Annotated in this window: 20 protein-coding genes; 8 read left to right on the top strand and 12 right to left on the bottom strand. The window is 63.9% G+C overall.

All coding sequences use genetic code 11. From position 1 onward, the window contains the following. Window positions 1-118 precede the first annotated feature (118 nt). Window positions 119-1,042 carry a LysR family transcriptional regulator gene (locus P3T42_RS02745; protein WP_143788534.1) on the bottom strand — a complete coding sequence of 308 codons (924 nt, stop codon included), beginning with the start codon at window positions 1,040-1,042 and terminating at the stop codon, window positions 119-121. Window positions 1,043-1,247: 205 nt separating this feature from the next. On the opposite strand from P3T42_RS02745, the gene P3T42_RS02740 reads away from it, so the two are divergent. Then, window positions 1,248-2,264, top strand: coding sequence for a zinc-binding alcohol dehydrogenase family protein (locus tag P3T42_RS02740; RefSeq protein WP_074298561.1), 1,017 nt, complete (start codon window positions 1,248-1,250; stop codon window positions 2,262-2,264). 152 nt (window positions 2,265-2,416) lie between these two features. Next, complete coding sequence (locus tag P3T42_RS02735; protein ID WP_074298562.1) at window positions 2,417-2,977, top strand: DUF6013 family protein; 561 nt, start codon at window positions 2,417-2,419, stop codon at window positions 2,975-2,977. Window positions 2,978-3,008: 31 nt separating this feature from the next. Here the strand turns inward: P3T42_RS02735 and P3T42_RS02730 are convergent, their stop codons facing one another. Together P3T42_RS02730 and P3T42_RS02725 are read right to left on the bottom strand one after the other, a co-directional pair. After that, window positions 3,009-3,815 carry an ABC transporter permease gene (locus tag P3T42_RS02730; protein WP_429305110.1) on the bottom strand — a complete coding sequence of 269 codons (807 nt, stop codon included), beginning with the start codon at window positions 3,813-3,815 and terminating at the stop codon, window positions 3,009-3,011. After that, window positions 3,812-4,540, bottom strand: coding sequence for an ABC transporter ATP-binding protein (locus P3T42_RS02725; protein ID WP_429305109.1), 729 nt, complete (start codon window positions 4,538-4,540; stop codon window positions 3,812-3,814). Before P3T42_RS02725 ends, P3T42_RS02730 begins: the two co-directional genes overlap by 4 nt. A 121-nt stretch (window positions 4,541-4,661) precedes the next feature. On the opposite strand from P3T42_RS02725, the gene P3T42_RS02720 reads away from it, so the two are divergent. Beyond that, window positions 4,662-7,199: an AsmA family protein gene (locus P3T42_RS02720; protein WP_429305108.1), complete on the top strand. Its 2,538-nt coding sequence runs from the start codon at window positions 4,662-4,664 to the stop codon at window positions 7,197-7,199. 18 nt (window positions 7,200-7,217) lie between these two features. Here P3T42_RS02720 and P3T42_RS02715 read toward each other — a convergent pair whose 3' ends face one another. Further along, window positions 7,218-7,715 (bottom strand): hypothetical protein, encoded by a 498-nt coding sequence (locus P3T42_RS02715; RefSeq protein ID WP_074298569.1) that lies wholly within the window; start codon window positions 7,713-7,715, stop codon window positions 7,218-7,220. A gap of 390 nt (window positions 7,716-8,105) precedes the next feature. Between P3T42_RS02715 and P3T42_RS02710 the strand changes: the two genes are divergently transcribed. The 3 genes from P3T42_RS02710 (at window position 8,106) to P3T42_RS02700 (ending at window position 12,359) form a co-directional block, all read left to right on the top strand. Beyond that, a complete protein-coding gene (locus tag P3T42_RS02710) occupies window positions 8,106-9,716 on the top strand; it encodes a sensor histidine kinase (RefSeq protein ID WP_429305107.1) in 1,611 nt (536 codons plus the stop codon). Window positions 9,717-9,836: 120 nt separating this feature from the next. Next, window positions 9,837-10,316 (top strand): response regulator, encoded by a 480-nt coding sequence (locus tag P3T42_RS02705; protein WP_074298573.1) that lies wholly within the window; start codon window positions 9,837-9,839, stop codon window positions 10,314-10,316. A gap of 54 nt (window positions 10,317-10,370) precedes the next feature. After that, complete coding sequence (locus P3T42_RS02700) at window positions 10,371-12,359, top strand: hybrid sensor histidine kinase/response regulator (protein WP_074298575.1); 1,989 nt, start codon at window positions 10,371-10,373, stop codon at window positions 12,357-12,359. A 206-nt stretch (window positions 12,360-12,565) separates the two neighbouring features. On the opposite strand, the gene mscL is transcribed toward P3T42_RS02700, so the two are convergent. The 4 genes from mscL to mfd form a co-directional block, all read right to left on the bottom strand. Next, complete coding sequence (gene mscL / locus P3T42_RS02695; RefSeq protein WP_074298576.1) at window positions 12,566-13,012, bottom strand: large conductance mechanosensitive channel protein MscL; 447 nt, start codon at window positions 13,010-13,012, stop codon at window positions 12,566-12,568. A 90-nt stretch (window positions 13,013-13,102) separates the two neighbouring features. Continuing rightward, window positions 13,103-14,125, bottom strand: coding sequence for a threonine/serine dehydratase (locus P3T42_RS02690; protein WP_429305106.1), 1,023 nt, complete (start codon window positions 14,123-14,125; stop codon window positions 13,103-13,105). A 111-nt stretch (window positions 14,126-14,236) separates the two neighbouring features. Beyond that, complete coding sequence (gene argE / locus P3T42_RS02685; RefSeq protein ID WP_074298580.1) at window positions 14,237-15,487, bottom strand: acetylornithine deacetylase; 1,251 nt, start codon at window positions 15,485-15,487, stop codon at window positions 14,237-14,239. A 119-nt stretch (window positions 15,488-15,606) separates the two neighbouring features. Then, window positions 15,607-19,089 carry a transcription-repair coupling factor gene (mfd, locus tag P3T42_RS02680; RefSeq protein WP_074298582.1) on the bottom strand — a complete coding sequence of 1,161 codons (3,483 nt, stop codon included), beginning with the start codon at window positions 19,087-19,089 and terminating at the stop codon, window positions 15,607-15,609. Between the two features lie 121 nt (window positions 19,090-19,210). On the opposite strand from mfd, the gene ispD reads away from it, so the two are divergent. Beyond that, entirely contained in the window at window positions 19,211-19,921 is a 711-nt protein-coding gene (gene ispD / locus P3T42_RS02675) for a 2-C-methyl-D-erythritol 4-phosphate cytidylyltransferase (RefSeq protein ID WP_429305105.1), read from the top strand. Between the two features lie 33 nt (window positions 19,922-19,954). Then, entirely contained in the window at window positions 19,955-20,434 is a 480-nt protein-coding gene (gene ispF / locus P3T42_RS02670) for a 2-C-methyl-D-erythritol 2,4-cyclodiphosphate synthase (protein WP_074298586.1), read from the top strand. 724 nt (window positions 20,435-21,158) lie between these two features. Here the strand turns inward: ispF and P3T42_RS02665 are convergent. The 4 genes from P3T42_RS02665 to ompR form a co-directional block, all read right to left on the bottom strand. After that, window positions 21,159-21,683, bottom strand: a complete 525-nt coding sequence (locus tag P3T42_RS02665; protein ID WP_429305104.1) for a carboxymuconolactone decarboxylase family protein — start codon at window positions 21,681-21,683, stop codon at window positions 21,159-21,161. A 75-nt stretch (window positions 21,684-21,758) separates the two neighbouring features. Further along, window positions 21,759-22,307 (bottom strand): peroxiredoxin, encoded by a 549-nt coding sequence (locus tag P3T42_RS02660; protein ID WP_074298591.1) that lies wholly within the window; start codon window positions 22,305-22,307, stop codon window positions 21,759-21,761. 285 nt (window positions 22,308-22,592) lie between these two features. Beyond that, on the bottom strand, window positions 22,593-23,942 hold the full coding sequence (locus P3T42_RS02655; RefSeq protein ID WP_074298593.1) for an ATP-binding protein: 1,350 nt from the start codon (window positions 23,940-23,942) through the stop codon (window positions 22,593-22,595). Between the two features lie 44 nt (window positions 23,943-23,986). Continuing rightward, window positions 23,987-24,721, bottom strand: a complete 735-nt coding sequence (ompR, locus tag P3T42_RS02650; RefSeq protein ID WP_006048917.1) for a two-component system response regulator OmpR — start codon at window positions 24,719-24,721, stop codon at window positions 23,987-23,989. Window positions 24,722-24,865 lie beyond the last annotated feature (144 nt).

Here is a 24,865-nt window from a genome sequence, read left to right as displayed (position 1 = left end):
CAGGCAAGCGGCGTCGAGACCGCACGCAAACCGCACGCAAACCGCACGCAAACCACACGCAAACCACACGCAAACCACACGCAAGCGGCATCGCAAGCATTAAGCGCGTGAAGCCGGTTCATCCAGGCGCCACGTCCCAATACGGCGGATCGCCGAAGTGTGCGGCGAGAAAGTCGATGAACGCCAGGGTCTTCGGCGGCACGAACGCCCGGCTCGGATAGACCGCCCAGATCGCCACCGTTTCGGCGAGCGGATAACTGTCGAGAATGGTCACGAGTTCGCCGCTGCGCAGATAAGGCGCGACGTCCCAGGTCGATTTGAGCGCAATCCCGAAGCCGGCCAGCAGCGCATCGCGAATCACTTCGCCGTTATCGGTGGCGAGGCGTCCGCCCACGCGCACGTCGAGGCGCCCGGCGGGCGTTTCGAACGCCCACGTGTGCTGGTCCGAGAGGATCACGCATTCGTGTTGCGCGAGATCCGCCGGGTGATGCGGCACGCCTCGCCCGGCCAGATAAGCGGGCGAGCAGCAGATCACGCGCGGGTTCGCGGCCAGCCGTTTCGCCACCAGGGTGGAATCCTTCAGCGCGCCGAGCCGGATCGCCAGATCCACCCCGGCATCGACCAGGTCGACGAGGTGATCGGAGAGGCGCAAATCGACGCTCACGCCCGGATAGCGGCGCAGAAATTCGGGAATGACCGGCGACACGTGCTGGCGTCCGAACGACGACGTCATCGCCACCCGCAAGCGGCCGTGCGGCTCGGTTTGCGCCCGGCCGACCGAGGCGCGCGCCGCGGCGGCGGCATCGAGCAGCGTCTGCGCCCGCGTCATGAAAATCTCGCCGTCCTGCGTGAGACTGATGCGGCGCGTGGTCCGATGCAGCAGGCGCGCGCCCAGCAGCCGTTCGAGCTGGGCGAGCCGGGCGCTTGCCACCGCGGCCGACAGACCGAATTCGCGGCCGGCCGCCGACACGTTCGCCAGCAGAGCGGCCCGCACGAACAGCGCGACGTCGAGCAGGTCGAGCCGTTCGCGTTCCTGAAACATCGGCGACGGGGAGGGCGTAGATGACGCAGTGGAAACCATTCTTCTGATTTTCAAGAAAATGTTTAAGTCATTATGCCTGTTCCGGGCGGGTAAGGATCGTCCTAAGATAAGCACACGTCCGAGCCGTACAGGGCTCTTGCAGCCCCGTAGTGCCGGAATGCATGCCCGTTATCCCGCATCCTTTACGAACGAATCAGGAGTTGCCATGAAAGCTGTCGGTCTTCACCGTTACTTGCCCATCGACCATCCCGAAGCACTGCTCGATGTCGAGATTCCGCAACCGGAAGCCACCGGTCGCGACCTGCTGGTCAAGGTCGAGGCGATCTCCGTGAACCCGGTCGACTTCAAGGTGCGCTCGCCGAAAGACACCGTCGAGAAGGCGCCGCGCGTGCTCGGCTGGGATGCGGCCGGGACGGTCGCAGCGGTGGGGCCGGAGGTCACCTTGTTCAAGGTCGGCGATCCGGTGTTTTACGCCGGCAGCATCACGCGGCCGGGCGCGAATAGCGAATATCACCTGGTGGACGAACGGATCGTCGGCCGCAAGCCGGCCTCGCTCGACTTCAGCCACGCCGCCGCGTTGCCGCTGACCGCGATCACCGCGTGGGAAGCGCTGTTCGATCGCCTCGGCGTGTCGCCGCAGGGGGCCGATAAGGGCCGCTCGGTGCTGATCATCGGCGGCGCGGGCGGGGTCGGTTCGATCGGGATTCAACTGGCGAAACAGCTTGCCGGCCTGACCGTGATTGCGACGGCTTCGCGTCCGGCGTCGGCGAAATGGGCGACCGAGCTCGGCGCGGACCACATCGTCGATCACTTCGGCGACATGCCGGCGCAACTGAAGCAGATCGGCTTCGAGCAGGTGGACTACGTGCTGATGTTCAACGACACGGACAAGCATTTCCCGGCAGCGGCCACCGTCGTCAAACCGCAGGGCGGCATCTGCACGATCGTCGAAAATGCCAGGCCGGTTCCGGTCGAACTGCTGAAGGCCAAGAGCGCGGCGTTCCACTGGGAATTCATGTTCACGCGTTCGATGTTCGGCACGCCCGACATGATCGAGCAGCACAAGCTGCTGACCGAAGTGGGGCGCCTGATCGACGCGGGCACCTTGCGCACGACGGTCGGCGAAGACCTGGGCAAGATCAACGCGCAGAACGTGCGGCGCGCGCATCAGTTGCTGGAAGAAGGGCGGGCGATCGGCAAGCTGGTGCTGACCGGTTTCTAGGCGGCTTTTTGCCTGACCGCAAGCGGGTTAACACCCGATCCGCGCGAAGCGCGCTCGGGTCCGCTTGGCGGTAGACTGACAGGGCTCCCAGGCAAAAATAGCCGCGCATCTCGCCCCGAGAGGGTGCAGCGGCACAACGAGGAGGTGACACCATGAGCCCGTGCTTCAGCCGCTCCGCCGTTTCGCTTGTTACTTCGCTGGTTGCTTCGCTTGCCTGCACACTCGTCCCGCCGGCGTACGCCGCCACCCCCATCACGGTGACCTCGCAAGCCGCGCCGGACGGGCCGATCCGCTATACCGTCAAGGTCACTTCGAAGCAGTTCGGCAATGCGCAGGAAACGCGCACGATCCGCTCCGGCGAGTCCGACGACTTCACCTGGAAGACCGTGCCGCCCGGCGGCCCGGTCGCGGCCGTGGATCAGTGCCCGGCCGATGCATCGCTGCCGGTCGATACCAACGGCGCGATGCTGCGGCAAACGCAGATCCGCTTTGCGCCGGTGGTCGCCGGCGACGGTACCGCCACGGTCCAGCTCAGCTTCCAGGCGCAGACCCCGCACGGCACCAGGGCAGTGACGAACAAGGGCAAGACGCTCCAGTGTCCGAACGGCCTGACGGTCAGTCAGATCGTGCGCTTTACGATGCCCACGAACGGCAGCACGAAGACGCTGACCTTGAACGACGGCACCCAACTGGCGGTGTCGGCGAAGCGCTGAGCGGCCGGCGCGCCACGCCATGCGTGGCTGACTAGCGCCCGGCCGCGGCACGCTCCACGAGTCTCGACGCCAGAAACCGGTGGTCGGCGGAAAACAGCCGGCGGTACGTCAGCAGCACGGCGCCCACCGTGCCGAGCGCCGACGAAGCCGCGATCAGGAACATGATCACGATCTGATAGCGCACCGCCTGCAGCGGCGACTGACCGGCCAGCACCTGACCCGTCATCATGCCGGGCAGGCTGACCACGCCCACCACCGCCATCTGGTTGAGCGTCGGGATCATGCCGGCCCGCACGGCCTGGCGCGCCGGTCCCTGGGCGGCTTCCCAGCGGGTGGCGCCGAGCGCGAGCGCCATGTCGACCCGGTCGCGCCGCGCGGTCAGCTCTTCGGTCATCCGCTCGATGCCGAGCGACACGCCGGTAAGCGTATTGCCGAGGATCATGCCGAGAATCGGAATCGCATATTGCGGCTCGTACCACGGACGGATGCGGATCACGACGAACAGGCCCACCGCCGCGACCAGCCACGAACTGACCCAGATCGACACAATGCTGTCCTGGCGCTGACCGGCGTAGGTGCGCGCGCCGCGTTGCGCGCCCGCGAAACCGGCGATCAAGGTCATCACCACCATCAACGGCAGCACGACAAACCAGCGGTCGAAGCGGAACACCCAGCCGAGCACATAACCGATGGCCAGCAACTGGACGACGGTACGCACGGCCGCCCAGGCCAGCTTGCGTTCGAGATCGAGCTTCAGCGCCAACGAGACCGCACCGTTCACGACGATCAGCAAGGCGGCGATACCGACATCCCACAGGCTGAGGTTTTGCAGGGTCATGGCGTGTGCTCCGGGTGATCGCCGTCGCGCGTGGAAGAGAGGGCCGCCGCGGCTTCGTCGAGCACGCCGGCGCGCATCGTCAGATGACGCTCGCTCATGCGTTTTGCCTGGGCCGGATCGTGCGACACCCACACCGACGCATGCGCTTGTCCGTCGGCTTTGAACCAGGCTTCTACGAGGCCTTCGATCGCGTGGGACGACTCGGGGTCGAGCGAGGCCGTCGGTTCGTCGAGCAGCAACACTTCCGGGGCGAGTTGCAACACGCGGATCAGCGCGGCGATCTGCGCCTCGCCGCCCGACAGTTCGCTCGCCCGCTTGTCGAGAAAGTCTTCGCCGCGGCCGGCCTGGACCGCCAGCGATGCCGCCCGTGCGCGATCGAAGCGTATGTCGCGATAAACCTTCAGCGAGAACGGATAGCGCAGGTTGTCTTCGACCGTGCCGTCCAGAATCGCGGGACGCTGCCGGATGTAGGCGACGTTGCGCCGGTAGCGCGGGATCGTCGCGCGTTCGACCGGTTGGCCGTGCCAGGCCATCTGTCCGCCGGCGAGCGGGTCGAGCAGCGCAAGGGCGCGCAGGAACACGCTCTTGCCGGAGCCCGACGGCCCGGTGACGGCGACCCGGTCGCCCGCATACAGGGCAAAGCGGGTGGGTTGCAGCAGCATCTGCCCGCTTTGCGGGTCCTGCCGGGCGATGTCGAGGGCCTCTACGAGGGGAGTGTCCGTCATGGCTGGAATGGGGTTATGGGTACAATGCACGCCCCGCGCACGCTGGTGCGACTGCCGCGCGCGGTGAACCGGGCATGCTATCTGCTGTCCGATACGCAAACACGAAGAACCGGAGTGTCTCATGGCAGCGTCGCGCATCGGTGGACGGATCGGCAAGATCATCGCCTGGATTGTGGCGGTCATCATCGTCCTGATCGCCGCACTGACGATTTTTATTCTGACCTTCGACTGGAACCGCGCGCGTCCCTACGTCGATCAGAAAGTGAGCGAGGCGATCGGCCGGCAGTTCGTGATCCAGGGCGATCTGGAAGTGGGCTGGCGCCATCCGGTGGGCGAGACCGGCTGGCGCGCCTGGGTGCCCTGGCCGCGCTTCTCGGCGGCCAACATCACGATAGCGAATCCCGACTGGACCCAACAGCCGCACTTCGCGACGCTCGACGAGATCGACTTCGAGGTGGCGGTGCTGCCGCTGCTCGCGCATGACATTGTGATTCCGGCCATCAATCTGGTGAATCCTTCGGTCGACCTCGAGCGGGTGCTCGACGGACGCAATAACTGGACCTTCAAGCTGCCGTCGTCCGCGGGACCTTCGGAGTGGACGCTGCAGTTGCACGACATCGCCTTCGACAAAGGCACGATCGCCTATTCGGACCAGCAGAAGAAGACCGACATGCAGGTCGTGATCGATACGCTCGGCCAGGCCATTCCGATCGGCGATGTGATGAAGCAGCAGGAAGCCTCGTCGCGCAGCGCGTCGGCGCAGGTGGTCGGCAAGCAGGGCGCGAGCCGGCTGACGGCCCAGGCGAATGCGATTGCGGCATCGGAGGCCACGGCGGCGTCCGCGGCTGCGGCTGCATCGGGGGCGTCGGGGGCAGCGGGAGCTTCCGGAGCGGCGGGCGCTTCGGGGATAGAGGGCGCGTCCGAGACGTCGAACGTAGCGGGTGCATCAGGTGCATCCGCCGCCGAAGCCGCCGCATCCGGCAGCGCCGCATCGCACGCTTCCTCAGCCGGCAACCCCGCGAGCAACACAACGATGACGTCCGCGGCCTCCGCGCCGATCAACCCGGCCAGCAGCGTGGGCGCCGGTGCGCGTCCGCCGGTGCCGCCGTACGCGATCGGCTGGACCGTCAAGGGTTCGTACAACCGCACGGCCGTCTCGGGCAGCGGCAAGCTGGGCGGCGTGCTCGCGCTGCAGGACGTCAACCGGCCATTCCCGGTCCAGGCGGACATCAAGATCGGCGACTACCTGCATGTGGCCGTGGTCGGCACGCTCACCGATCCCACCCACCTCGCCGCCATCGACATGCGGCTATGGGTGCAGGGCACCAGCATGGCGCGTCTGTACGGGCTGACGGGCGTGACCTTGCCCGATACGCCGCCGTACGCCACCGAAGGCCGGCTGGTGGGCCAGTTCAAGCGGGTCGGCAGCGTCTATAAGTATGAAAATTTTACAGGCCGGGTGGGCGGCAGCGACCTGAACGGTTCGCTGACCTATACCGCGAGCGAACCGCGGCCGATGCTGCAAGGCGATCTGGTATCGAACCTGCTGCAGTTCTCCGATCTCGCCCCGATCATCGGCGCCGATTCCAACGCCAGCAAGGCCAGGCGCGGCGACGCGACGGCGCAGCCGGCCAACAAGGCGCTGCCGGTCGAGCAGTTCCGCACCGACCGCTGGAAAGCGATCGACGCCGACGTCAAATTCACCGCCCGGCGCATCGTCAAGAACCCGGACCTGCCGATCACCGACCTCTACACCCACGTGGTACTGGCTGACGGCGTGCTGTCGCTGGTGCCGCTGTCGTTCGGCGTGGCGGGCGGCACGCTTGCCTCGGACATTCATCTGGACGGCAGCACGACGCCCTTGAAGGGCCGTTTCGCGACCTCGGCACGCCACCTCAAGCTCAAGCAACTGTTCCCGAACTTCAAGACGATGCAAAGCGCGCTCGGGGAAGTGAACGGCGATGCGTCGATTTCCGCAACCGGCAATTCGCCGGCGGCGCTGGCGGCTACGTCGAACGGCGAGGTGAAGGCGCTTGTCACCGACGGCACCGTGAGCCGCCTGCTGATGGAAGCGGCCGGCCTGAACGTGGCGAACGTGGTCTACGAAAAGCTGTTCGGCACAGCCGATGTGAAGATCAATTGCGCGGCCGCGGACTTCGTCGTGACCGACGGCGTGCTCGACCCACGGATCTTCGCACTCGATACCGACGACGCCGTGATCGACATCGACGGTAACGTCAATATGCGCGATGAGTCCATGGACCTCGGCGTGCATCCGCATACGAAGGGCTTCCGCGTGTTTTCCTTGCGCTCGCCGCTGTACGTGAAGGGGACGTTCAAGGATCCGCATGTGGGGGTGAACGCAACGGCGCTGGCGTTGCGCGGCGGCGCGATGGTCGGCCTCGGGCTGATCAATCCGCTCGCCGCGCTGATTCCGCTGATCGCGCCGAGCAATAACAAGCCGCTACCCTGCGCGCAACTGCTGGCGACCGTGCGCGCGAAGCCGAGCGCGCCGCCGCCGGGACAGAAGGAAAAGACCCGTGCGCCGCTGTCGCTGGATGGCGCGGCTTCAGCGCCGGCCGCAGCGAACGGCGCGGGCAAGCCTGCCGGGCCGGCGGTGGTGGCGCCGGCGAATGCCGCTAGCTACAAGGGCAGTTAGAACCGTGGGTAAGGGAGATCAGCGCAGCGAACGCGGCGCTGCATCGCCGGCGGCGTCCTGACGCCGCACGCCGCGGCGTGCGCCGCCTACCGTACGGGTCGCGCCGAACTCCGGCAGAATCCGGCCGCGGGCGCGGCTCGCGAACACCAGAAACCCGAAGCCGTCCGCTTCATACCAGTAGCCGCCGTTTTCGAGGCCGTCGAGCGGCTGTTCCAGGGCATTGGCAATCGATTCAATACAGCGCCGGCGCAACTCCGCGGGCGCCGGATAAGGCGGCTGCGCACCCCGCACGCTGCACAGGAGCACGTCGAGGCCAGGCAGTACGTGAGCGTAGAGCACGGGCTCGTCTTGCGCACGGGCTCGCGCGATTTTGGTGTCGAGCTGGCCGAACGGTTTGAAATGCCGTAGTACGGCAAGGAACGACTCATCGCCGTCCACCTTCGCGCGCCTACGCTTTTTCGGGAAGGACATAAAAATTCGCCTGAAAAAGAATTGCAAGAAACGCAGCGTCCTCATGCGACCACTCCCGGCTTCGCGCCGCCGCACGTCGATCTTTTATAGCATACGAAAATGCCAGATTCACGGTGATTCGACGATCAATCCGCCTCACACCCATCCGCACGAATCGTGCCGAATCGCCCTGCCGCGCGCATTCGCATCCCAGCACATGTCTCCACACTTCTGTTTCCATAATAGTCGCACGGGCCGCGTAGGTGACTCTCCCGCCAATAAAAAAAGACATTTTTATGTTGGCCAGCGCCTGAAGGGCGGCCGATTGAAATATCTTGGGTTCACGTCGATAATGGCCCGGTTCCGCTGCGGCGGTTCGGCGGCCTGCGCCGCGTGGGGGCGGCGCGCAGCCCACCGCTTCGACCGTGCAGCGACCGGACAGACTACCAGGCGAACATGAAACTTTTCACCAAGGGTCTGCTGCTGATTGCGATGCCAAGCGTCGTCGAACTGGCATTGCTCGGCCTCGTCTTCGATACCCAGCAGCAAGCGGCACAAGCCGCGCTGTGGGTGGCCAATAGCAAGCACATCCTGTATCAGTCGTCTTCGCTGATCGACCCGCTGCTGCGTCAGGCCGCGCGGATTCGCACGGGCATGGTGGTGGGCGACCCCGCGTTCATCGACCGGCGGGCGGCATGGGTCGACCTCGCCGACCGTCTCGATCGTCTCGAACAACTGGTCGTGGACACGCCCCAACAGGCCACGCGCGTCCGGCAGATGCGCGCCATGGTCGACGCCTACCGCACCCAGGCGGACACCATCTCGCAAGGCCTGCACGAAGGCCGCAACATGACCGCGTATGCGGCCCTCGAGGGCGGCGCGGTGCCGCGCCAGGTCGCGCTGTTTCGCGACCAGCTCGATGCTTTCGTCGTCGAGGAGTCGCGGCTCGATGCCGAGCGCAATGCGTCGCTCGCGCAGACGCGGGCTCGCCAGCAATACGCACTGATCGCCGCCGTGCTCGGCTCCATGCTGATCTGGGGCATCACCGCGCTGGTGTTTGCGCGCAGCATCGGCCGCCGTCTCGAGGTGCTGACCGGTAATGCGGAACGGCTCGGCCACGGCCGGCCGTTGAGTGCGCCGCTCTCGGGCAACGACGAGATCGCCGCGCTCGATGCGGTCCTGCACCAGACCGGCGCACGTCTGCGCGCCGCCGACCAGGATCAGGCGGTGCTGAAGGCGCGGCTCGAAGCGCGCGCCAAAGAACTGGCCGGGGTCAACGAGGAGTTGCGCCAGGAAACGCAGGACAACGAGATGTTCATCTACAGCGTTTCGCATGACTTGCGTTCGCCGCTTGTCAACCTGCAAGGCTTTTCCAAGGAGCTGCAGGTATCCTGCGATGAGTTGCGCACCACCATCGACGCGGCCCAGTTGCCGGCGGACGAGCAACACCGTCTGACCAGCGTGCTCGACGGCGACGTGCGCGAGTCGTTGCAGTTCTTGCGCACGGCCGTGACGCGCGCCGCGGCGATCATCGAGGCGCTGCTGCGCATCTCGCGGGCCGGCCGGCTCGAGTATCAATGGCAGCGCGTGAGTATTGGGCGCGTGGTGGCGCGTGTCGTGGACGGTCTGGCCGGCGCGATCGAAGCGCGCGGCGCGCTGGTCACGGTGCGCGAGTTGCCGCCTGCGTGGGGGGACCCGAGCGCGATCGAGCAGATCTTCAGCAACCTGATCGGCAATGCGCTCAACTTTCTCGATCCGGACCGCGTGGGCCGCATCGAGGTCGGCGCGTGCGAGCCGGAACCGGTGGACGAGCGCCAGCCGCCGGTGCTTCGCACGCGTACGTACTATGTGCGCGACAACGGACTCGGCATTCCGGCGGCCTATATGTCGAAGGTATTCCGTGCCTTCCAGCGCCTGCACGGCGAGGTGGCGAAAGGCGACGGCATTGGGCTCGCACTGGTGCGGCGCATGGTCGAGCGGCACGGCGGGCGGGTCTGGGTGGAGTCGGCGGAGGGGGCCGGCTCGACGTTTTTTGTCGTGCTGCCCGAACAGCCGGCGCGATTGTGAACCGGGCGTGAGCCGGGCCGCCTGGACCGTCGAACCGGCATAGCGGCGCAACGTTTATCTGAATGGCATGAAACACAAACAAAGGGTCACGCACCTGCGCTTTGTGGGCACGGAGGCAATATGAAGAATGGGGAAACGGTCAGCATCATTCTGATCGAGGACGACGACGGCCATGCGACACTCGTCGAACGCAATCTACGGCGAGCCGGCATCTCGAACGGGTTCCTGCGCTTTGCCGACGGTCAGCAGGCGCTCGACTATTTTTTCGGCGACCCGCCGAGCGGGGACGCGGCCGGCAAATATCCGCCGCGCCAGGACCTGACGAACTTCGTCGTGCTACTCGATCTGAAGATGCCGCGCGTGGATGGCTTCGAGGTGCTGCGCCGTCTGAAAGAAGCGCCGCAGACGGCGGCTGTGCCGGTGATCGTCCTCACGACCACCGACGACCCGCGCGAAATCGAACGCTGCTATGAACTCGGTTGCAACGTCTACATTACGAAGCCCGTCGAATATGACGCGTTTATCGAGGCGGTGCGCCGCCTCGGTTTCTTCCTGCAGGTGGTGAAGCTGCCGCAGGGCCAGCGTTTGGCCGCATCGTAAGAACCGCGCCGCCGGAAGTCTGCCAGAGTGGACCTAGCCAAAGAAAGAACCAGCATGACCGAAGACGTATCCACGCCACCCGCGGCTTATGTGCTTCTCGTCGACGACGACGAGGGCATCCTGCGTCTTGCGCGCAAGTCGCTGCAGCGGGCCGGTTGCCGGGTGGCGCTCTGTTCCGACGTCGAGAGCGCTCGCGAGCGTATCGCCGGCGGCGCGCCGGACCTGCTCGTGCTCGACTACCAGTTGAACGGCCCGGAGACCGGGCTCGATTTCTTCCGCCGTCTGCGCGCCGAAGGCGTGCGGATTCCGGCCATCCTCGTCACGGGTTTTACCGACGAATCGCGCGTCATCGAGGCGCTGCGCTCCGGCGTGTCGGATGTGGTGCCGAAGTCCGGCGATTACCTCGACTATCTGCCGGAGGCCGTCGAGCGCGTGCTCTCCCAGGTGCGCCTGCAAAAGGCCTCCGACGAGGCTGTGTTGTTGCGCGACCGCGAGTTGCATTACCGGACCTTGTCCGAGGCGCTGCCGCACCTTGTGCTGACCTGCGGGGCCAATGGCGATTGCGACTTTCTCTCGAAGCAATGGCTGGAGTACACCGGTCTCGACGAAGGCCACTCGTTTGGTCTCGCGTGGCTCGAGGCCGTGCATGAGGACGATCGCGAGGAAATCCGCCAGACCTGGCTGAAGGCGGTCAGGAGCGACGCCGGCGACTATCGGCATGAATTGCGGATTCGTCGTCATGACGGCGAATACCGCTGGTTCGACGCGCGGATCGTCGCCATGCGCGACTCCGACGGCGTCGTCAGAAAATGGTTCGGCAGTTGCACGGACATCCATCCGCAGCGCGAGGCGATCGAAGAGCGCGAGCGGCTGCTTGCCTCGGAGCAGGCCGCACGGCACGCCGCGGAAGAGGCGAATCGCGCCAAAGACCGCTTTCTGGCGATGCTCTCGCACGAACTGCGCACGCCGCTTACGCCAGTGCTGGCCGGGGCGAGGGTGCTCGAACTGATACCCGAGTTGCCGGACCAGGCGCGCTCGTGCGTGCTGATGATTCGCCGCAACGTGGAACTCGAGGCACGCCTGATCGACGATCTGCTCGATCTCACCCGGGTCGCGAACGGCAAGCTGCGTCTGTCGCTCGAAACGGTGGACGTGCATGAGGTGATCGACAGCGTGCTAGATCTGTTCCGCAGCGAGATTCAGGTCAAGCAGCAGGACGTCCACATCGACAAGCTGGCGCAGCACCACTATGTGCTGGCCGATCGCGCACGGCTGCAGCAGATGCTGTGGAACCTGATTCGCAACGCCGCCAAGTTCACGCCGGACGGCGGCCATATCTACGTGCGCACGCGCGACGAGCGGATGCAGGTGCAGATTTCGATCGAGGACACGGGCATCGGCATCGAGCCTGAGCAGATCGGCAAGCTCTTCAATGCCTTCGAGCAGGGCAACCAGAACATGACCCGGCAGTTCGGCGGCCTGGGGCTCGGTCTGGCCATCACCAAGGCATTGACCGACGTGCACGGCGGCACGGTGACCGCACAGAGCCCAGGCGCGCACTGTGGGGCAACCTTCACGATCACCTTGCCGACGGCGGCGAAGCCGGTGCAAGAAGCGGTCGTGCCGGCGCCGGCGGCGGCCCATCCGGCCGGTCTGCTGACGATCCTGCTGATCGAGGATCACGTGGACACCGCCGAGGTGATGGCGCAACTGATCCGCGGCCTGGGCCATGAGGTGACGGTGGTGGGGCTTGTCGCCGACGCGCTGGCGGCCACCCAGTCGGCCAGCTTCGATCTGATCGTGAGCGACGTCGGTCTGCCGGACGGCACGGGGCTCGACTTCATCAAGGCCTTCCGCGAGCATTCGGATGTACCGGCCGTGGCCTTGACGGGCTTCGGCACCGATGAGGACGTACGCCGCTGCCTCGGCGCAGGATTCAGCTCGCATCTGACCAAGCCGGTCAATTTCGGCCAGCTCGAACAGCTGATTGAAAGTGCGGCGAACCTGAAGGCCGAAAAGACCGCGGGCACCGATTCCACGTAGTGCGAAACGTTGGCTAACGGAGGTCGCGCCCGGTCATGAGCCGAGCCTCCGGTTGCCGGCCACCGCCGCCGGCGGTCACGGTCACGGCCACGGCCGACGGCCGACGGCAACAAAAAGGCCTGCTGCGAAATCGCTCGCAGCAGGCCTTTTTGTTTGAACCGGTTTGAGTCTGTTTGATGCAACGCCCCGTGAGGCGCAGCGATCCCTCAGCGTGGTGCGTTCTTCAACGAATCGCGGATCTCGCGCAGCAGCAGCACGTCTTCCGGCGTCGGGGCAGGTGCCGGCTCTTCCGCGGCGGCGGGCTTGCGCAGGTTGTTGATGAACTTCACCATCAGGAAAATGATGAACGCGAGGATGATGAAGTTGATCAGCACCGTGATGAACGAGCCATAGCCGAACACGGCCACACCCGCGGTTTGCAGGTCTTTGTACGACTCGGGACTACCCTTGAAGGTGGCCGGAATGTCGCCCAGGCGGACGAATTTGTTGGAGAAGTCGAGACCGCCGGTGGCGAGACCGACGACCGGCATGATCAGGTCTTTGACAATCGAATTAACAATCGTGGAGAACGCGCCGCCGATAATCACACCGACCGCAAGATCCATCACGTTGCCTTTGAGGGCAAACTCCTTGAACTCCTTGACCATGCTCATTGGGATTCCTCCTTGAAGTCGATGGCGCCATGATAGCCAACGTCAGGAGGATAGGGTAGTGCTTTAGCCTTGAAACGATCACTTGAGCAACTATGACTCGAGTGCGCGGGCCCGTTCGAGATGGGCCGCAAAACTGACCGGATCGATGTTGGCGCCGCATAGCAGCACCCCGACGCGCTTGCCCTGCAGGGTCTCGCGCAAGGGGCCGAGCAGGGCCGCGGTGGCGGCCGCGCAGGCCGGCTCCACAGCGAGCTTCAGTTGCATGAAGAGCGTCAGCATGGCCGAGCGCAACTGGTTGTCCGTGACCGTGACGAGCCGGTCGATGTGCCGCCGGCACAATTCATAGCTGTACTGTTCGGTATGCGGCGCCATCAGCGAATCCGCAATGCTGTACATGTGCCCCATCCTGATCGTATGGTTGGCGGCGAAGCTCTTGCCCATCGCGTCCGCGCCGTCCGGCTCGACCCCATACACGTGGATGCGCGGATTGGCGAGGCGCAGCGCGGTGGAGACGCCGGCGGCGAGACCGCCACCGCCGATCGGCACGATCACGGCGTCCAGATCCGGCGTTTGCGTGGCCCACTCGTAGCCGAGCGTAGAGGTGCCCAGCACGGTGCGGTAGCCGTTGAATGGATGCACGAAGTAACGGCCTTCTTCGGCCTCGATGCGCCGTACGATCTCGAACGCTTCGGTGGCGTTCTCGGCCAGCACCATTTCCGCGCCGTACTGGCGGCATAAGGCGATGCGCGCCGGATTCGCCGAGCGGAACACGACGACTTTCGCGCCGATACCGAGCCGCATGGCGGCATACGCGACCGCGACCGCATGATTGCCGCCCGACACGCAGGTGACACCCGCGCTGCGTTGCGCTTCGTCGAGCGCGAGCAGGTTGGTGAACGCGCCGCGCGTCTTGAAGCTGCCGCCCGCCTGCAGCAGTTCGAACTTGAAGTTCACCACCGTGCCTTCCAGCGACGGGAAGTCCAGCTTGTCGAACACCGGCGTGCGTGCAACCCACGGCGTCAACGCAAAATGCTGCGAGGCGATGTCGTCGAGCGTGGGAATCGGCTCGCCGTCGATCGTGTGGTCGGTGTGCTGCGGCGTGGCGGTGGACATGGCGTGTGGAGAAAGCCTTTGTGATGTTTTGAGTCGGGCAGCCTGGTTCAGTTCAGTACGATTTTGTCCATTCAGCTTTACCGGATTCGATTCAATCCTAGGCGTGCAGACTCAACGTGTGTGTGCGTCAACCGACATGCTGTGAATGAACTTGCCGAGGAAACGCTCGCAGGCAGCGAGCTGTTCGAGTGCGACGAATTCGTTGGCCTTGTGCGCCTGCTGGATATCGCCAGGGCCGCACACGATGCTCGGAATGCCGGCCAGCGAAAAGAGCCCCGCTTCGGTGCCATAGGCGACCTTGAGTTTGTCCTGATCCGCGGTCAGGGCGCGCACGAGCTGGGTGATGGCCGCCTGCTCCGACGAATCGAGCCCGGGCGCCGCGGCAATCTTCGAGAACTCGATGGCAGCCGATGCATGTTCGCGCAGCATCTTCGGCAGCAGCGTTTCTCGGGCGTACTGATCGATGCGCGCAAAAATCGGCTCCGGGTCGAGCGTCGGCAGATTGCGGAATTCGAACTGGAAGCGGCATTCGGCCGGCACCGTATTGATTGCGTTGCCGCCTTCGATGGTGCTGGTCTGCGCCGTCGTGAACGGCACGTCGTAGAGCTCGTCGAACGGGCCTTGTTCGCGGAACTGGTCCGCCATGTCGCGGATGTAGCAGATCAGGCGCGCGGCGTACTCGATGGCGTTCAATCCCTTCGGCGTCAGCGAAGAATGCGCGGCCTGGCCGCGCACGCAGCAGCGGTACGCATTGATGCCCTTGTGCGCGATGATGGGACGCATGCTGGTCGGCTCGCCCACAATGCAGCCATCCGGCTTGACGCCGCGTTTCATCAGGTCTGCGATCAGAAGCGGCGCGCCCACGCAGCCGACTTCCTCGTCGAACGACAGCGCGAGGTGAATCGGTTTGGCCAGCTTCGTACGCTGCATTTCCGGCACGAGCGTCAGCGCTGCGCCGATGAAGCCCTTCATGTCGCAGGTGCCGCGGCCATAGAGTTTGTCGCCGCGAATTTCGGGCTTGAACGGATCGCTGTCCCAGCTTTGGCCGTCGACCGGCACGACATCGGTATGACCCGACAGCACGATGCCGCCGTTGGTCTCGCCGTCGTGCGCCGGAATGGTGGCGAACAGATTCGCCCATTTACCGCTGGCGTCGTGTGTGAGCGTGCCTTCAATGCCAAGGGCACGCAGTTCGTCGCGCACGGTTTCGATCAGGCCGAGATTCGGATTGCGGCTCACCGTATCCATCGAGACGAGGCGGGTGACCCAGGGAAGCGAAGCGGGGGAGGAACCGTGCGCAGAAGATGAGGCAGACGATGCGGGCGTTTGTGCGGAACGTGCTGATTCAGCGACGTGAGACATGACAAGACTCCGGCTTTTAAGTCTTTCGATCATACCGAAAAAACGCTGGGCCGGCCAAACCACCAATATGCTGCGGTGCGTATCTTGCGCACCGCAGCATGGTCACGCGTTGTCGCCGCTCAGCGTGCCGCGGCGGTAGTAGCGGTTCCCCGCGTGGGCGAGCCGAGTGCGCGCAGCGTCTCCTTCACCGTGGCCACCCGCACCGCCAGATCCGGCGTGCGCGTTTCGATGCGCAGCTTGTCTTGCCCGGCGAGCTTGATGTGCTTGTGTTTCTGCACCATCTCGATGATCCGCATCGCGTCGATGGGCGGGTTGGGGATGAACTGCAGACCGATGACCGTTTCGCCGGCATCGATCTTCGAAATGCCGAGCGGTTTCGCGGCGAGCCGCAGACGATGCGTTTCGACCAGTGCGTGCGCTTGCGGCGGCAACTTGCCGAAGCGGTCGATCAGTTCCTCCTGGATGCTGTCGATCGAGTCGTTATGTTCGCAGTTTGCGAGGCGCTTGTAGAGCGATAGACGCTCCTGCACGTCGCCGCAGTAATCGGCCGGCAAAATCGCCGGGGCGTGCAGGTTGATCTCGGTGGTGGCCGCGAGCGGTGCCGTGAGATCGGGTTCCTTGCCTTCCTTGAGCGCCTTCACGGCGTCGTTCAGCATGTCGGTATAAAGCTGGAAGCCGATCTCCTGGATCTCGCCCGATTGCTTGTCGCCGAGCACTTCGCCGGTGCCGCGAATTTCGAGGTCGTGCATGGCCAGATAGAAGCCCGAACCGAGTTCTTCCATCTGCTGGATTGCTTCGAGACGGCGCTGTGCCTGCTTGGTCAAGCCTTGCGGGTCGTGCACCAGCAGATACGAGTACGCCTGGTGATGCGAGCGGCCCACGCGGCCACGCAACTGGTGCAACTGCGCGAGGCCGAACTTGTCGGAGCGGTGAATCAGGATCGTGTTGGCGCTCGGCACGTCGATGCCGGTTTCGATGATGGTGGTACAGAGCAGCACGTTGGCGCGCTGCGCCACGAAATCGCGCATCACCCGTTCGAGTTCGCGCTCGTGCATCTGACCGTGGGCGACCGCAATACGCGCTTCGGGGACGAGCGCTTCGAGCATCTGCCGGCGATTCTCGATCGTCTCGACTTCGTTGTGCAGGAAGTAGACCTGGCCGCCGCGCTTCAGCTCGCGCAGCATGGCTTCGCGAATCACGCCGTCTTCTTCGCGGCGCACGAAGGTCTTGATCGCGAGCCGCTTTTGCGGCGCGGTGGCGATGACCGAGAAGTCGCGCAGGCCTTCGAGCGCCATGCCGAGCGTGCGCGGGATCGGCGTGGCGGTGAGGGTCAGCACGTCGACTTCCGCGCGCAACGCCTTCAACGCCTCCTTCTGGCGCACGCCGAAACGGTGCTCCTCGTCGATGATGACGAGGCCGAGACGCTTGAACTGCACGTCCGACGACAGCAGCTTGTGCGTGCCGATCACGATATCGATGCTGCCGTCGTTGATCTGATGGATCGAGGCGTTGACTTCCTTGGTCGACTTGAAGCGCGACAGTTCGGCGATGCGCACCGGCCAGTCGGAGAAGCGGTCTGTGAAGGTTTGCGTGTGCTGTTCGGCGAGCAGCGTGGTGGGCGAGAGCAGTGCGACCTGCTTGCCGCCCATCACGGCGATGAAGGCCGCGCGCAACGCGACTTCGGTCTTGCCGAAACCGACGTCGCCGCAGACGAGCCGATCCATCGGCTTGCCGCTTGTCATATCGCCGATCACGGCGGCAATCGCCGCGGCCTGGTCGGGGGTCTCTTCGAAGCCGAAGCTTTCCGCGAATTTCACGTAGTCGCGCGGATCGAGCTTGAACGCGTGACCTTCACGGGCCGCACGTCGCGCATACAGATTGAGCAGTTCGGCGGCGGTGTCGCGAATCTGCTGGGCGGCCTTGCGTTTGGCCTTTTCCCACTGGCCCGAACCGAGCGAGTGCAGCGGTGCGCTTTCGGGATCGGCGCCGCTATAGCGCGAGATCACGTGCAACTGCGCGACCGGCACGTACAGCTTGCTCTCGCCCGCATATTCGAGGTGCAGGAATTCGGTTTCGCCTTCGCCGAGATCCATTGTCACCAGACCCATGTAGCGGCCGATGCCATGTTGCGAATGCACGACCGGGTCGCCCACCTTGAGCTCGGACAGGTCGCGCACCATCGAATCGACGTTGCTGGCCTGTTCCTGGCGCCGCCTTCCGGAGCGGCGCGCGAGCGGGCCGTACAGTTCGGTTTCGGTGACGATGGCGATGCCTTCGGCCGGCACCGCAAAGCCGCTGGAGAGCGGCGCGACGCCGAGCGCGAAACGTTCGTCGCCGGTCAGCCAGTCGTTGAAGCTGTCGCTCGAAGTGGGCCGCAGATGATTGTCGGCCAGCAGTTGCAGAAGCGTTTCACGCCGGCCCGCGGATTCGGCGGCGAACAGCACGCGGTTCGGCGTGCTCTCCAGATAACCGCGCAGCGCTTCGACGGGATCTTCCGCGTGACGATCGATGGCGAGGTTTGGCAGCGGCGTGGACCAGCCGCCGCCGGCATTGCCCGGCAGCACGAGACGCGCGAACGGCTTGGCGAGCGTGAAGAAGTCTGCGTCCGAGAGGAACAGGCGCTGAGGTTCGAGAATCGGCCGGTCGCGGTCGTGCGAGAGGAAGTTGTGGCGCTGCTTCGTATCGTTCGTGAAGCGCTTGATGGCCGCATCGAGATCGCCGACGAAGGCGAGTTGGGCGCGCTCGGGCAGATAGTGGAACAGCGTCGCGGTTTCCTCGAAGAAGAGCGGCAGATAGTATTCGATGCCCGCCGACGGCACGCCGTTGCCGATGTCCTTATAGATCGACGCGCGGCTCGGGTCGCCTTCGAACACCTCGCGCCAGCGGCTGCGAAAGGCGGTGCGGGCGGCTTCGTCGAACGGGAATTCGCGGCCGGGCAACAGGCGCACGTCCTTCACCGGATAGAGGCTGCGTTGGGTGTCGGGGTCGAAGGCGCGGATCGAGTCGACCTGATCGTCGAACAGGTCGATCCGGTAGGGCAGCGGCGAGCCCATCGGAAACAGGTCGAGCAGCGAGCCGCGTACGCAATATTCGCCCGGACGCACGACCTGGCTCACGTGTTCGTAGCCGGCCAGCGTTAACTGGGCCTTCAGCTTGGCTTCGTCGAGACGCTCGCCTTGCGAGAACGAGAACGTGTAGCCCGCCATGAAGGAGGCGGGCGGCATGCGATAGAGCGCGGTGGTGGCCGGCACCAGCAGGATGTCGCAGCGGCCCTCGCCGAGGTCGTGCAGGGTGGCGAGGCGCTCGGAGACGAGGTCCTGGTGAGGCGAGAAGGTATCGTAAGGCAGCGTTTCCCAGTCGGGCAGCAGGCGCACCCGGGCGTCGGGCGCGAAGAAGCCGATTTCCTGCGCGAGGCGCTGGGCGTCCACGGCGCTCGAGCAGACGACGGCGAGGAGCGGCACCTGATCGCGGTAGGCGAGGTGGTAGCGGGCGATGAGCAGCGCATCGGACGAGCCGTGCGTGCCGTCGAAGGCGAAACGCTGGCCGGCCTTGACGAGCGCGACGGGCGAAGAGGACTGCGATGATGCGGCGATGTCTGGCATAGAAGGGAAAAGGCGGCCGGTGGGTCACACGTGAGCGGCAAGTTTACGCGTGTCATGGCGTGGATGCGAAGGACCTATTATAAAATCCGTCCTTTACTTTGACTTCGCGGCGTCCGCACCAGTGACTTCACGTCTTTTTGCTCTGATTCCGTGCGCAGGCACCGGCAGCCGATCCGGCGCCGCGATGCCCAAACAATATCGCACTGTAGCCGGTCGCGACCTGCTGCACTATTCGCTGGCCGCGTTCGACGCGTGCAGCGAGTTCGCGCAGACGCTGGTGGTGATTGCCCCAGACGACCAGCATTTCGACGCCCGCCGCTTTGCCGGCCTGCGTTTCGCGGTGCGCCGCTGCGGCGGGGCGTCGCGCCAGGCGTCGGTGCTGAACGGCCTGCACGCGCTGGTCGAATTCGGTGCCCGCGACGACGACTGGGTGCTGGTCCACGACGCCGCGCGGCCGGGCATTACGCCTGGCTTGATCCGCACGTTGACCGGCGCGCTGAAGGACGACGCGGTGGGCGGCATCATGGCGCTGCCGGTGGCGGACACCTTGAAGCGGATTGCGCCGGACAGCGGCGCGCGGATCGAGCGGACCGAGCCGCGCGACGGCTTGTGGCAGGCGCAGACACCGCAGATGTTCCGGATTGGTATGTTGCGCGAGGCGATTTTGCAGGCGCAGCAGGACGGTCACGACCTGACGGACGAGGCGAGCGCGATTGAGTGGCTGGGCTACGCGCCGCGACTGGTGCAGGGCAGCTTACGCAATTTCAAGGTTACGTATCCGGAAGATTTCGACCTGGCCGAGGCGATCCTGAGCCGGCCGGCGGCTTCCTGAAGAGTTTCATTGTTGATAACCGGACTTCACGCTATGGATTTCAGAATTGGACAAGGGTATGACGTGCACGCGCTCGTCGAGGGGCGGCCGCTCATTATTGGCGGGGTGACGGTGCCATACGAGAAGGGCTTGCTAGGGCATTCCGATGCGGATGTGTTGTTGCATGCGATTACCGATGCCCTTTTTGGCGCTGCCGCGCTGGGGGATATTGGGCGGCATTTTTCGGATACTGATGCGAAGTTTGCCGGGGCGGATTCGCGGGTTTTATTGCGTGAGTGCGCGGCGCGCGTTGCGCAGGCTGGGTTTGCTATTGGGAATGTGGATAGTACGGTGATTGCGCAAGCGCCTAAGCTCTCGCCTCATATCGATGCTATGCGGGTTAATATTGCTGAGGATTTGAAGCTGCCGCTTGATAAGGTTAATGTTAAGGCTAAGACTAATGAGAAACTTGGGTATCTCGGTCGGGCTGAAGGGATTGAGGCGCAGGCTGCTGTTTTGTTAATCAGGAAGTGACTGGCTTTTTTTTGCCTGCGCGGCGCTTTGGTTGTGCTCTTGGGGTGTTGGCCTTTCCTTGATTTCTTAGTGGTCTATTAGGTTCGCCCCTGTGCGGGGCGGCACTTACTTTCTTTGCCGCCGCAAAGAAAGTAAGCAAAGAAAGCGGGCTCACACCGCCAGCGTTTAGTGAGCCATCTAGGTCCACCACCGGAAACGGCCCAAGACAAGTTGCTCTCTCGCACCTCATACGGCGGTGACAAAGCAGTCATCCGTTCCAGCGTCGCGCTACGCGCCCCGCCGCAGGGCACGACGCCTTCTGCAAACTCTGTAGGTATTCTAACCATCTTGGCTCAAGACCTTTGCTGCACAAGCGGGGTTCCCAGGCAGACCCAACCGCGACGCACGGAGTGCGGAGTGGGATGGATGAGCGCTGTGTCACGAGCGGGGGAAATGCGAGGGCGGGTCTTGTCTTGGGCCGTTTCCCGTGGTTCATTGAGACGGCTCACTAGGGGCTAGCGGTTGCAGCCCGCTTTCTTTGCTTACTTTCTTTGCGGCGGCAAAGAAAGTAAGTGCCGCCCCGCACAGGGGCGAAGCTAATAGACCGATAAGAAAGCAAGGAAAGGCCAACACCTCAAGAGAACAACCAAAGCGCCGCACAGGCAAAAAAACCCAAATAAAAACCAAAAAAGACGCCACGCAAAAGAGAAGCCGCGCAGCGTCCCAACTGAAAGTGAAAAACCGCTTACTTCCCTTCAGCGACAATAACCTGAGCAGCAGCATTAACAACAGCCGCAATGCGCCCAACATCCCGCAACTGAGTAGAACTCATCCCCTCAGCAACAAGCGTCTCAAAGTGCGACTTAACGCAAAAATGGCACTTGCCAATAATAGAAGCGGCGAGAGCATACATCTCAAACCGCCGTTTATCCACGCCACCATGCGAAGCATAAGCATTCATCCGCAATCCCGCCGGCTGCGACTTCAGATCCGCACTGTCAGTCATCTCCACGTACGGATACCAGACATTGTTCATCCCCATCAAGGCAGCAGCCGTCATCGCGCCATTGACTTCCTCAGCCGATAACACCCCCGCATTGCGAATCGCATCGACCAGCACCGCGCTCTTCGCCGCAAACGCCGCCGCCAGCGCAACACCCACCGCATCCGTGCCTTCCAGCGATGAACGCGCAATCGTGCCGTCCAGATTCAAACGAATGTCTTTAGCATAATCAGGAACAAGTGCTTTAATCGCAGACAAGAATTCCATTGATATCTCCTATCAGGTTGCCGATAAAAAAGCCCGCTGGCTCTTTCAAGCTTAGCGGGCTTCCGACTGCAATGCTTACAGCGTTGCGCCGCCAACTGCACGGTTGCACGGGCACAGTTCGTCCGTTTGCAGACCGTCCAGAATACGCAGCACTTCTTCCGGGTTACGGCCGACGTTCAGGTTGTTCACCGAAACGTGCTGGATCGTGTTGTCCGGGTCGACGACGAACGTTGCGCGCAGCGCCACGCCTGCTTCCTTGTCGCGCACGCCCAGCTGGTCGATCAGCTCGCCCTTGACGTCGCCGAACGCATAGTGGTTCAGCTTGCTCAGGTCCTTGTGCTCACGGCGCCATGCCAGTTTCACGAATTCGTTGTCCACGCTGCCGCCCAGCAGGACCGCGTCGCGCTCTGCGAAGTCGTTCGCCAGCTTGCCGAATTCGACGATTTCCGTCGGGCACACAAAGGTGAAGTCCTTCGGGTAGAAGTAAATGATCTTCCACTTGCCCGGGAACGACTGTTCGGTGATTTCTTCGAACGCCGACACGCCGTTTTCTTCGTGATTGTTGAAGCCCGGCTTGGCTGCGGTGACGGTGAAAGCTTCGAGTTTGTCGCCAACGGTTTTCATGCGGAATACTCCTGTGAAAGGTTGCCAATGAGTTGGAAATACAGCCTGTTCAAGCTACCTGCTCGCTGTAACGAATACGTTACACACACATAATTATAACTCTATTGATGCATCGCAGCAATAGCTTTTAACTAACAAGTCGGATAGTTTTTCTTCACTGCGCCGATAGCCGGTTCAAATGTCACCCTTTCCGAACCTTTCACGGCAAGACCGTTGCGCGGCGGGAAAATGCGATCATGCGCTGCAGCATGCGTCGTTGGGGACGCGGAAGCCGCAGCCGGTGTTTCAGGCGCCTTTGGCGAGCGGAAACTCGATCGTGACTTCGAGTCCCGGGCCGGGGGTCCGGTTGCGCAGGCGCAGACCGCCCCGATAGCGGCCCACCAGGCGTTGCACGATCGCCATGCCGAGGCCCGTGCCATTGGCCTGGGTACGGGCCGAATCGACCCGATAGAACGGCCGGGTCACGAGGGCCAACTGGTCTTCCGGAATTCCCGGTCCTTCGTCGACCACGGACAGTTCGACCCGCGAATGCGACACGCGCGTCTCGAGGATCACGTGCGGAATGCCATCGCCTTCGCTCAGCCCATACTTGCGCGCGTTCTCGAGCAGGTTGCCGATCACGCGCCGCATGTCGGTTTCGTCGGCCTCGATGACCGCCGACGGCGCCAGACGCGTGATCAGGCGCATGCCGTCTTCGGACGACATGCGCGCCGCCAGTTCCTGGGCGATCACGGAGAGGTCGACCGGTTCCGGGACGCGTTGCACCGGGCGCGCGTAATCGAGGAAGCGGCCGATGATCATGTCCATCTGCTCGATGTCGTCGACCATCGCGTCCTTGGTGGTCTGATCCGACGGACTCATTTCGGTTTCGAGCCGCAGACGGGCAAGCGGGGTGCGCAGGTCGTGCGAGATGCCCGCCAGCATGAGCGCCCGGTCGGCCTCGAGCTGTTCGAGGTCCTGCACCATCTGGTTGAAGCTGCGGTTGGTTTCGGCGGCGACGCCCATGCCGCGCTCGGGCAGCGGCTCGGGCGATTGTCCCGAGCCCACCTTGCGGGCCGCCATGGCGAGCCGCGCAAACGGCCGGTTCACCAGACTCGTGATGAAGGCCGCGCCGAACAGCGACAGCGCCAGCGCGAACACCCCCCAGCCGGCCCATTGCAGGCCCGTGGCGTTGTCGAGCTGATCGCGGTCGAGCGCCACCCAATAGTCGTCATCGTCGATCTTGAAGCTGATCCACACGCCGGGGATGTCGTTGACCGATTGCGCAATCACCGTGTCGTCGCCGAGGCGCCCGCGGATGTCGTGTTCGATCAACCGGTTGAGCGACTCGTCAGGCTGCAGCTTGTACTTGTCGGTGGTTTCGCGCGGGTACACGCGCACCCCTTCATTGCTCTCCAGATCCTGCAGCAACGCGCGCCGCAGGTCGGGATCGGAATAGAGGAGTGCGGTTCGCGTGAGCTTGACGATGGCGACGAGCTGCAAGGCCACGCGCTGCGCGCGCGGCTCGCGTTCGATCACCCGGAAGCTCTGGAACCAGGCGGCGAGACTGACTGCGATCAACAGTGCGATCAACAGAAAGGTCCGCCAGAAAAGGCCGCCGAACGCGAGCGTCAGGAGGCGCCGGTCGATCCGCATGGGCCCTTCTTATCTGAAAACAGAAACGGAAAGCGCGAACAAGCTCAGGCTGCGCCGTCGGGAATGAACACGTAGCCAAGACCCCAGACGGTCTGGATGAAGCGCGGGCTGCCCGGATCGGGTTCGATCAGCTTGCGCAGACGCGAGATCTGCACGTCGAGGCTGCGGTCGAACACTTCGTATTCGCGGCCGCGCGCCAGTTCCATCAGCTTCTCGCGCGACAGCGGCTGACGCGGATGACGGGCAAACACCTTCAGCACGGAGAACTCGCCAGTGGTCAGCGGAATTTCCTGGCCGGCCTTGGTCAACGTGCGGGTAGCGAGGTTGAGCGCGAATTCGCCGAACTCGAAGACCTCGGTGGTCTCGGACGGCGCACCCGGCAACTCGGACGGCGACTGGCGGCGCAGCACCGCGTGAATCCGCGCCACCAGCTCGCGCGGGTTGAACGGCTTGGGCAGATAGTCGTCAGCGCCCATCTCGAGGCCGACGATACGGTCCACATCCTCACCCTTGGCCGTGAGCATGATGATCGGCGTGCGGTCGTTGCTGCCGCGCAGACGCCGGCAGATCGACAGCCCGTCTTCACCCGGCAGCATCAGGTCGAGCACCAGCAGGTCGAAACGTTCACGCACCCAGAGCTTGTTCATTGACGGCGCGTTTTCGGCGACGTAGACGTTGAAGCCCTGTTCGCCAAGATAGCGGCGTAGCAGATCGCGCAGACGCGGATCGTCATCGACGACGAGGATTTTCGAAGGGTTTTTGGTTTCCATGGTCGGCATCTTAGCGCGATTACAAAGTGGTGCGAGTTTGCATCAATTCGCGGGTTACAGTCAGTTACAAAATTTACCCGCACTGTGGCACGACGTAAAGCGGTGGCAGGTAGACTGCTTTACTGAATGCGGCTGTTCGGTGGATACTTCACT

Origin of the sequence: Paraburkholderia sp. GAS38 (assembly GCF_050434965.1) — a bacterium.
GTDB classification, from domain to species: domain Bacteria; phylum Pseudomonadota; class Gammaproteobacteria; order Burkholderiales; family Burkholderiaceae; genus Paraburkholderia; species Paraburkholderia phenazinium_A.
This window is presented reverse-complemented; position numbering and strand designations above follow the sequence as displayed.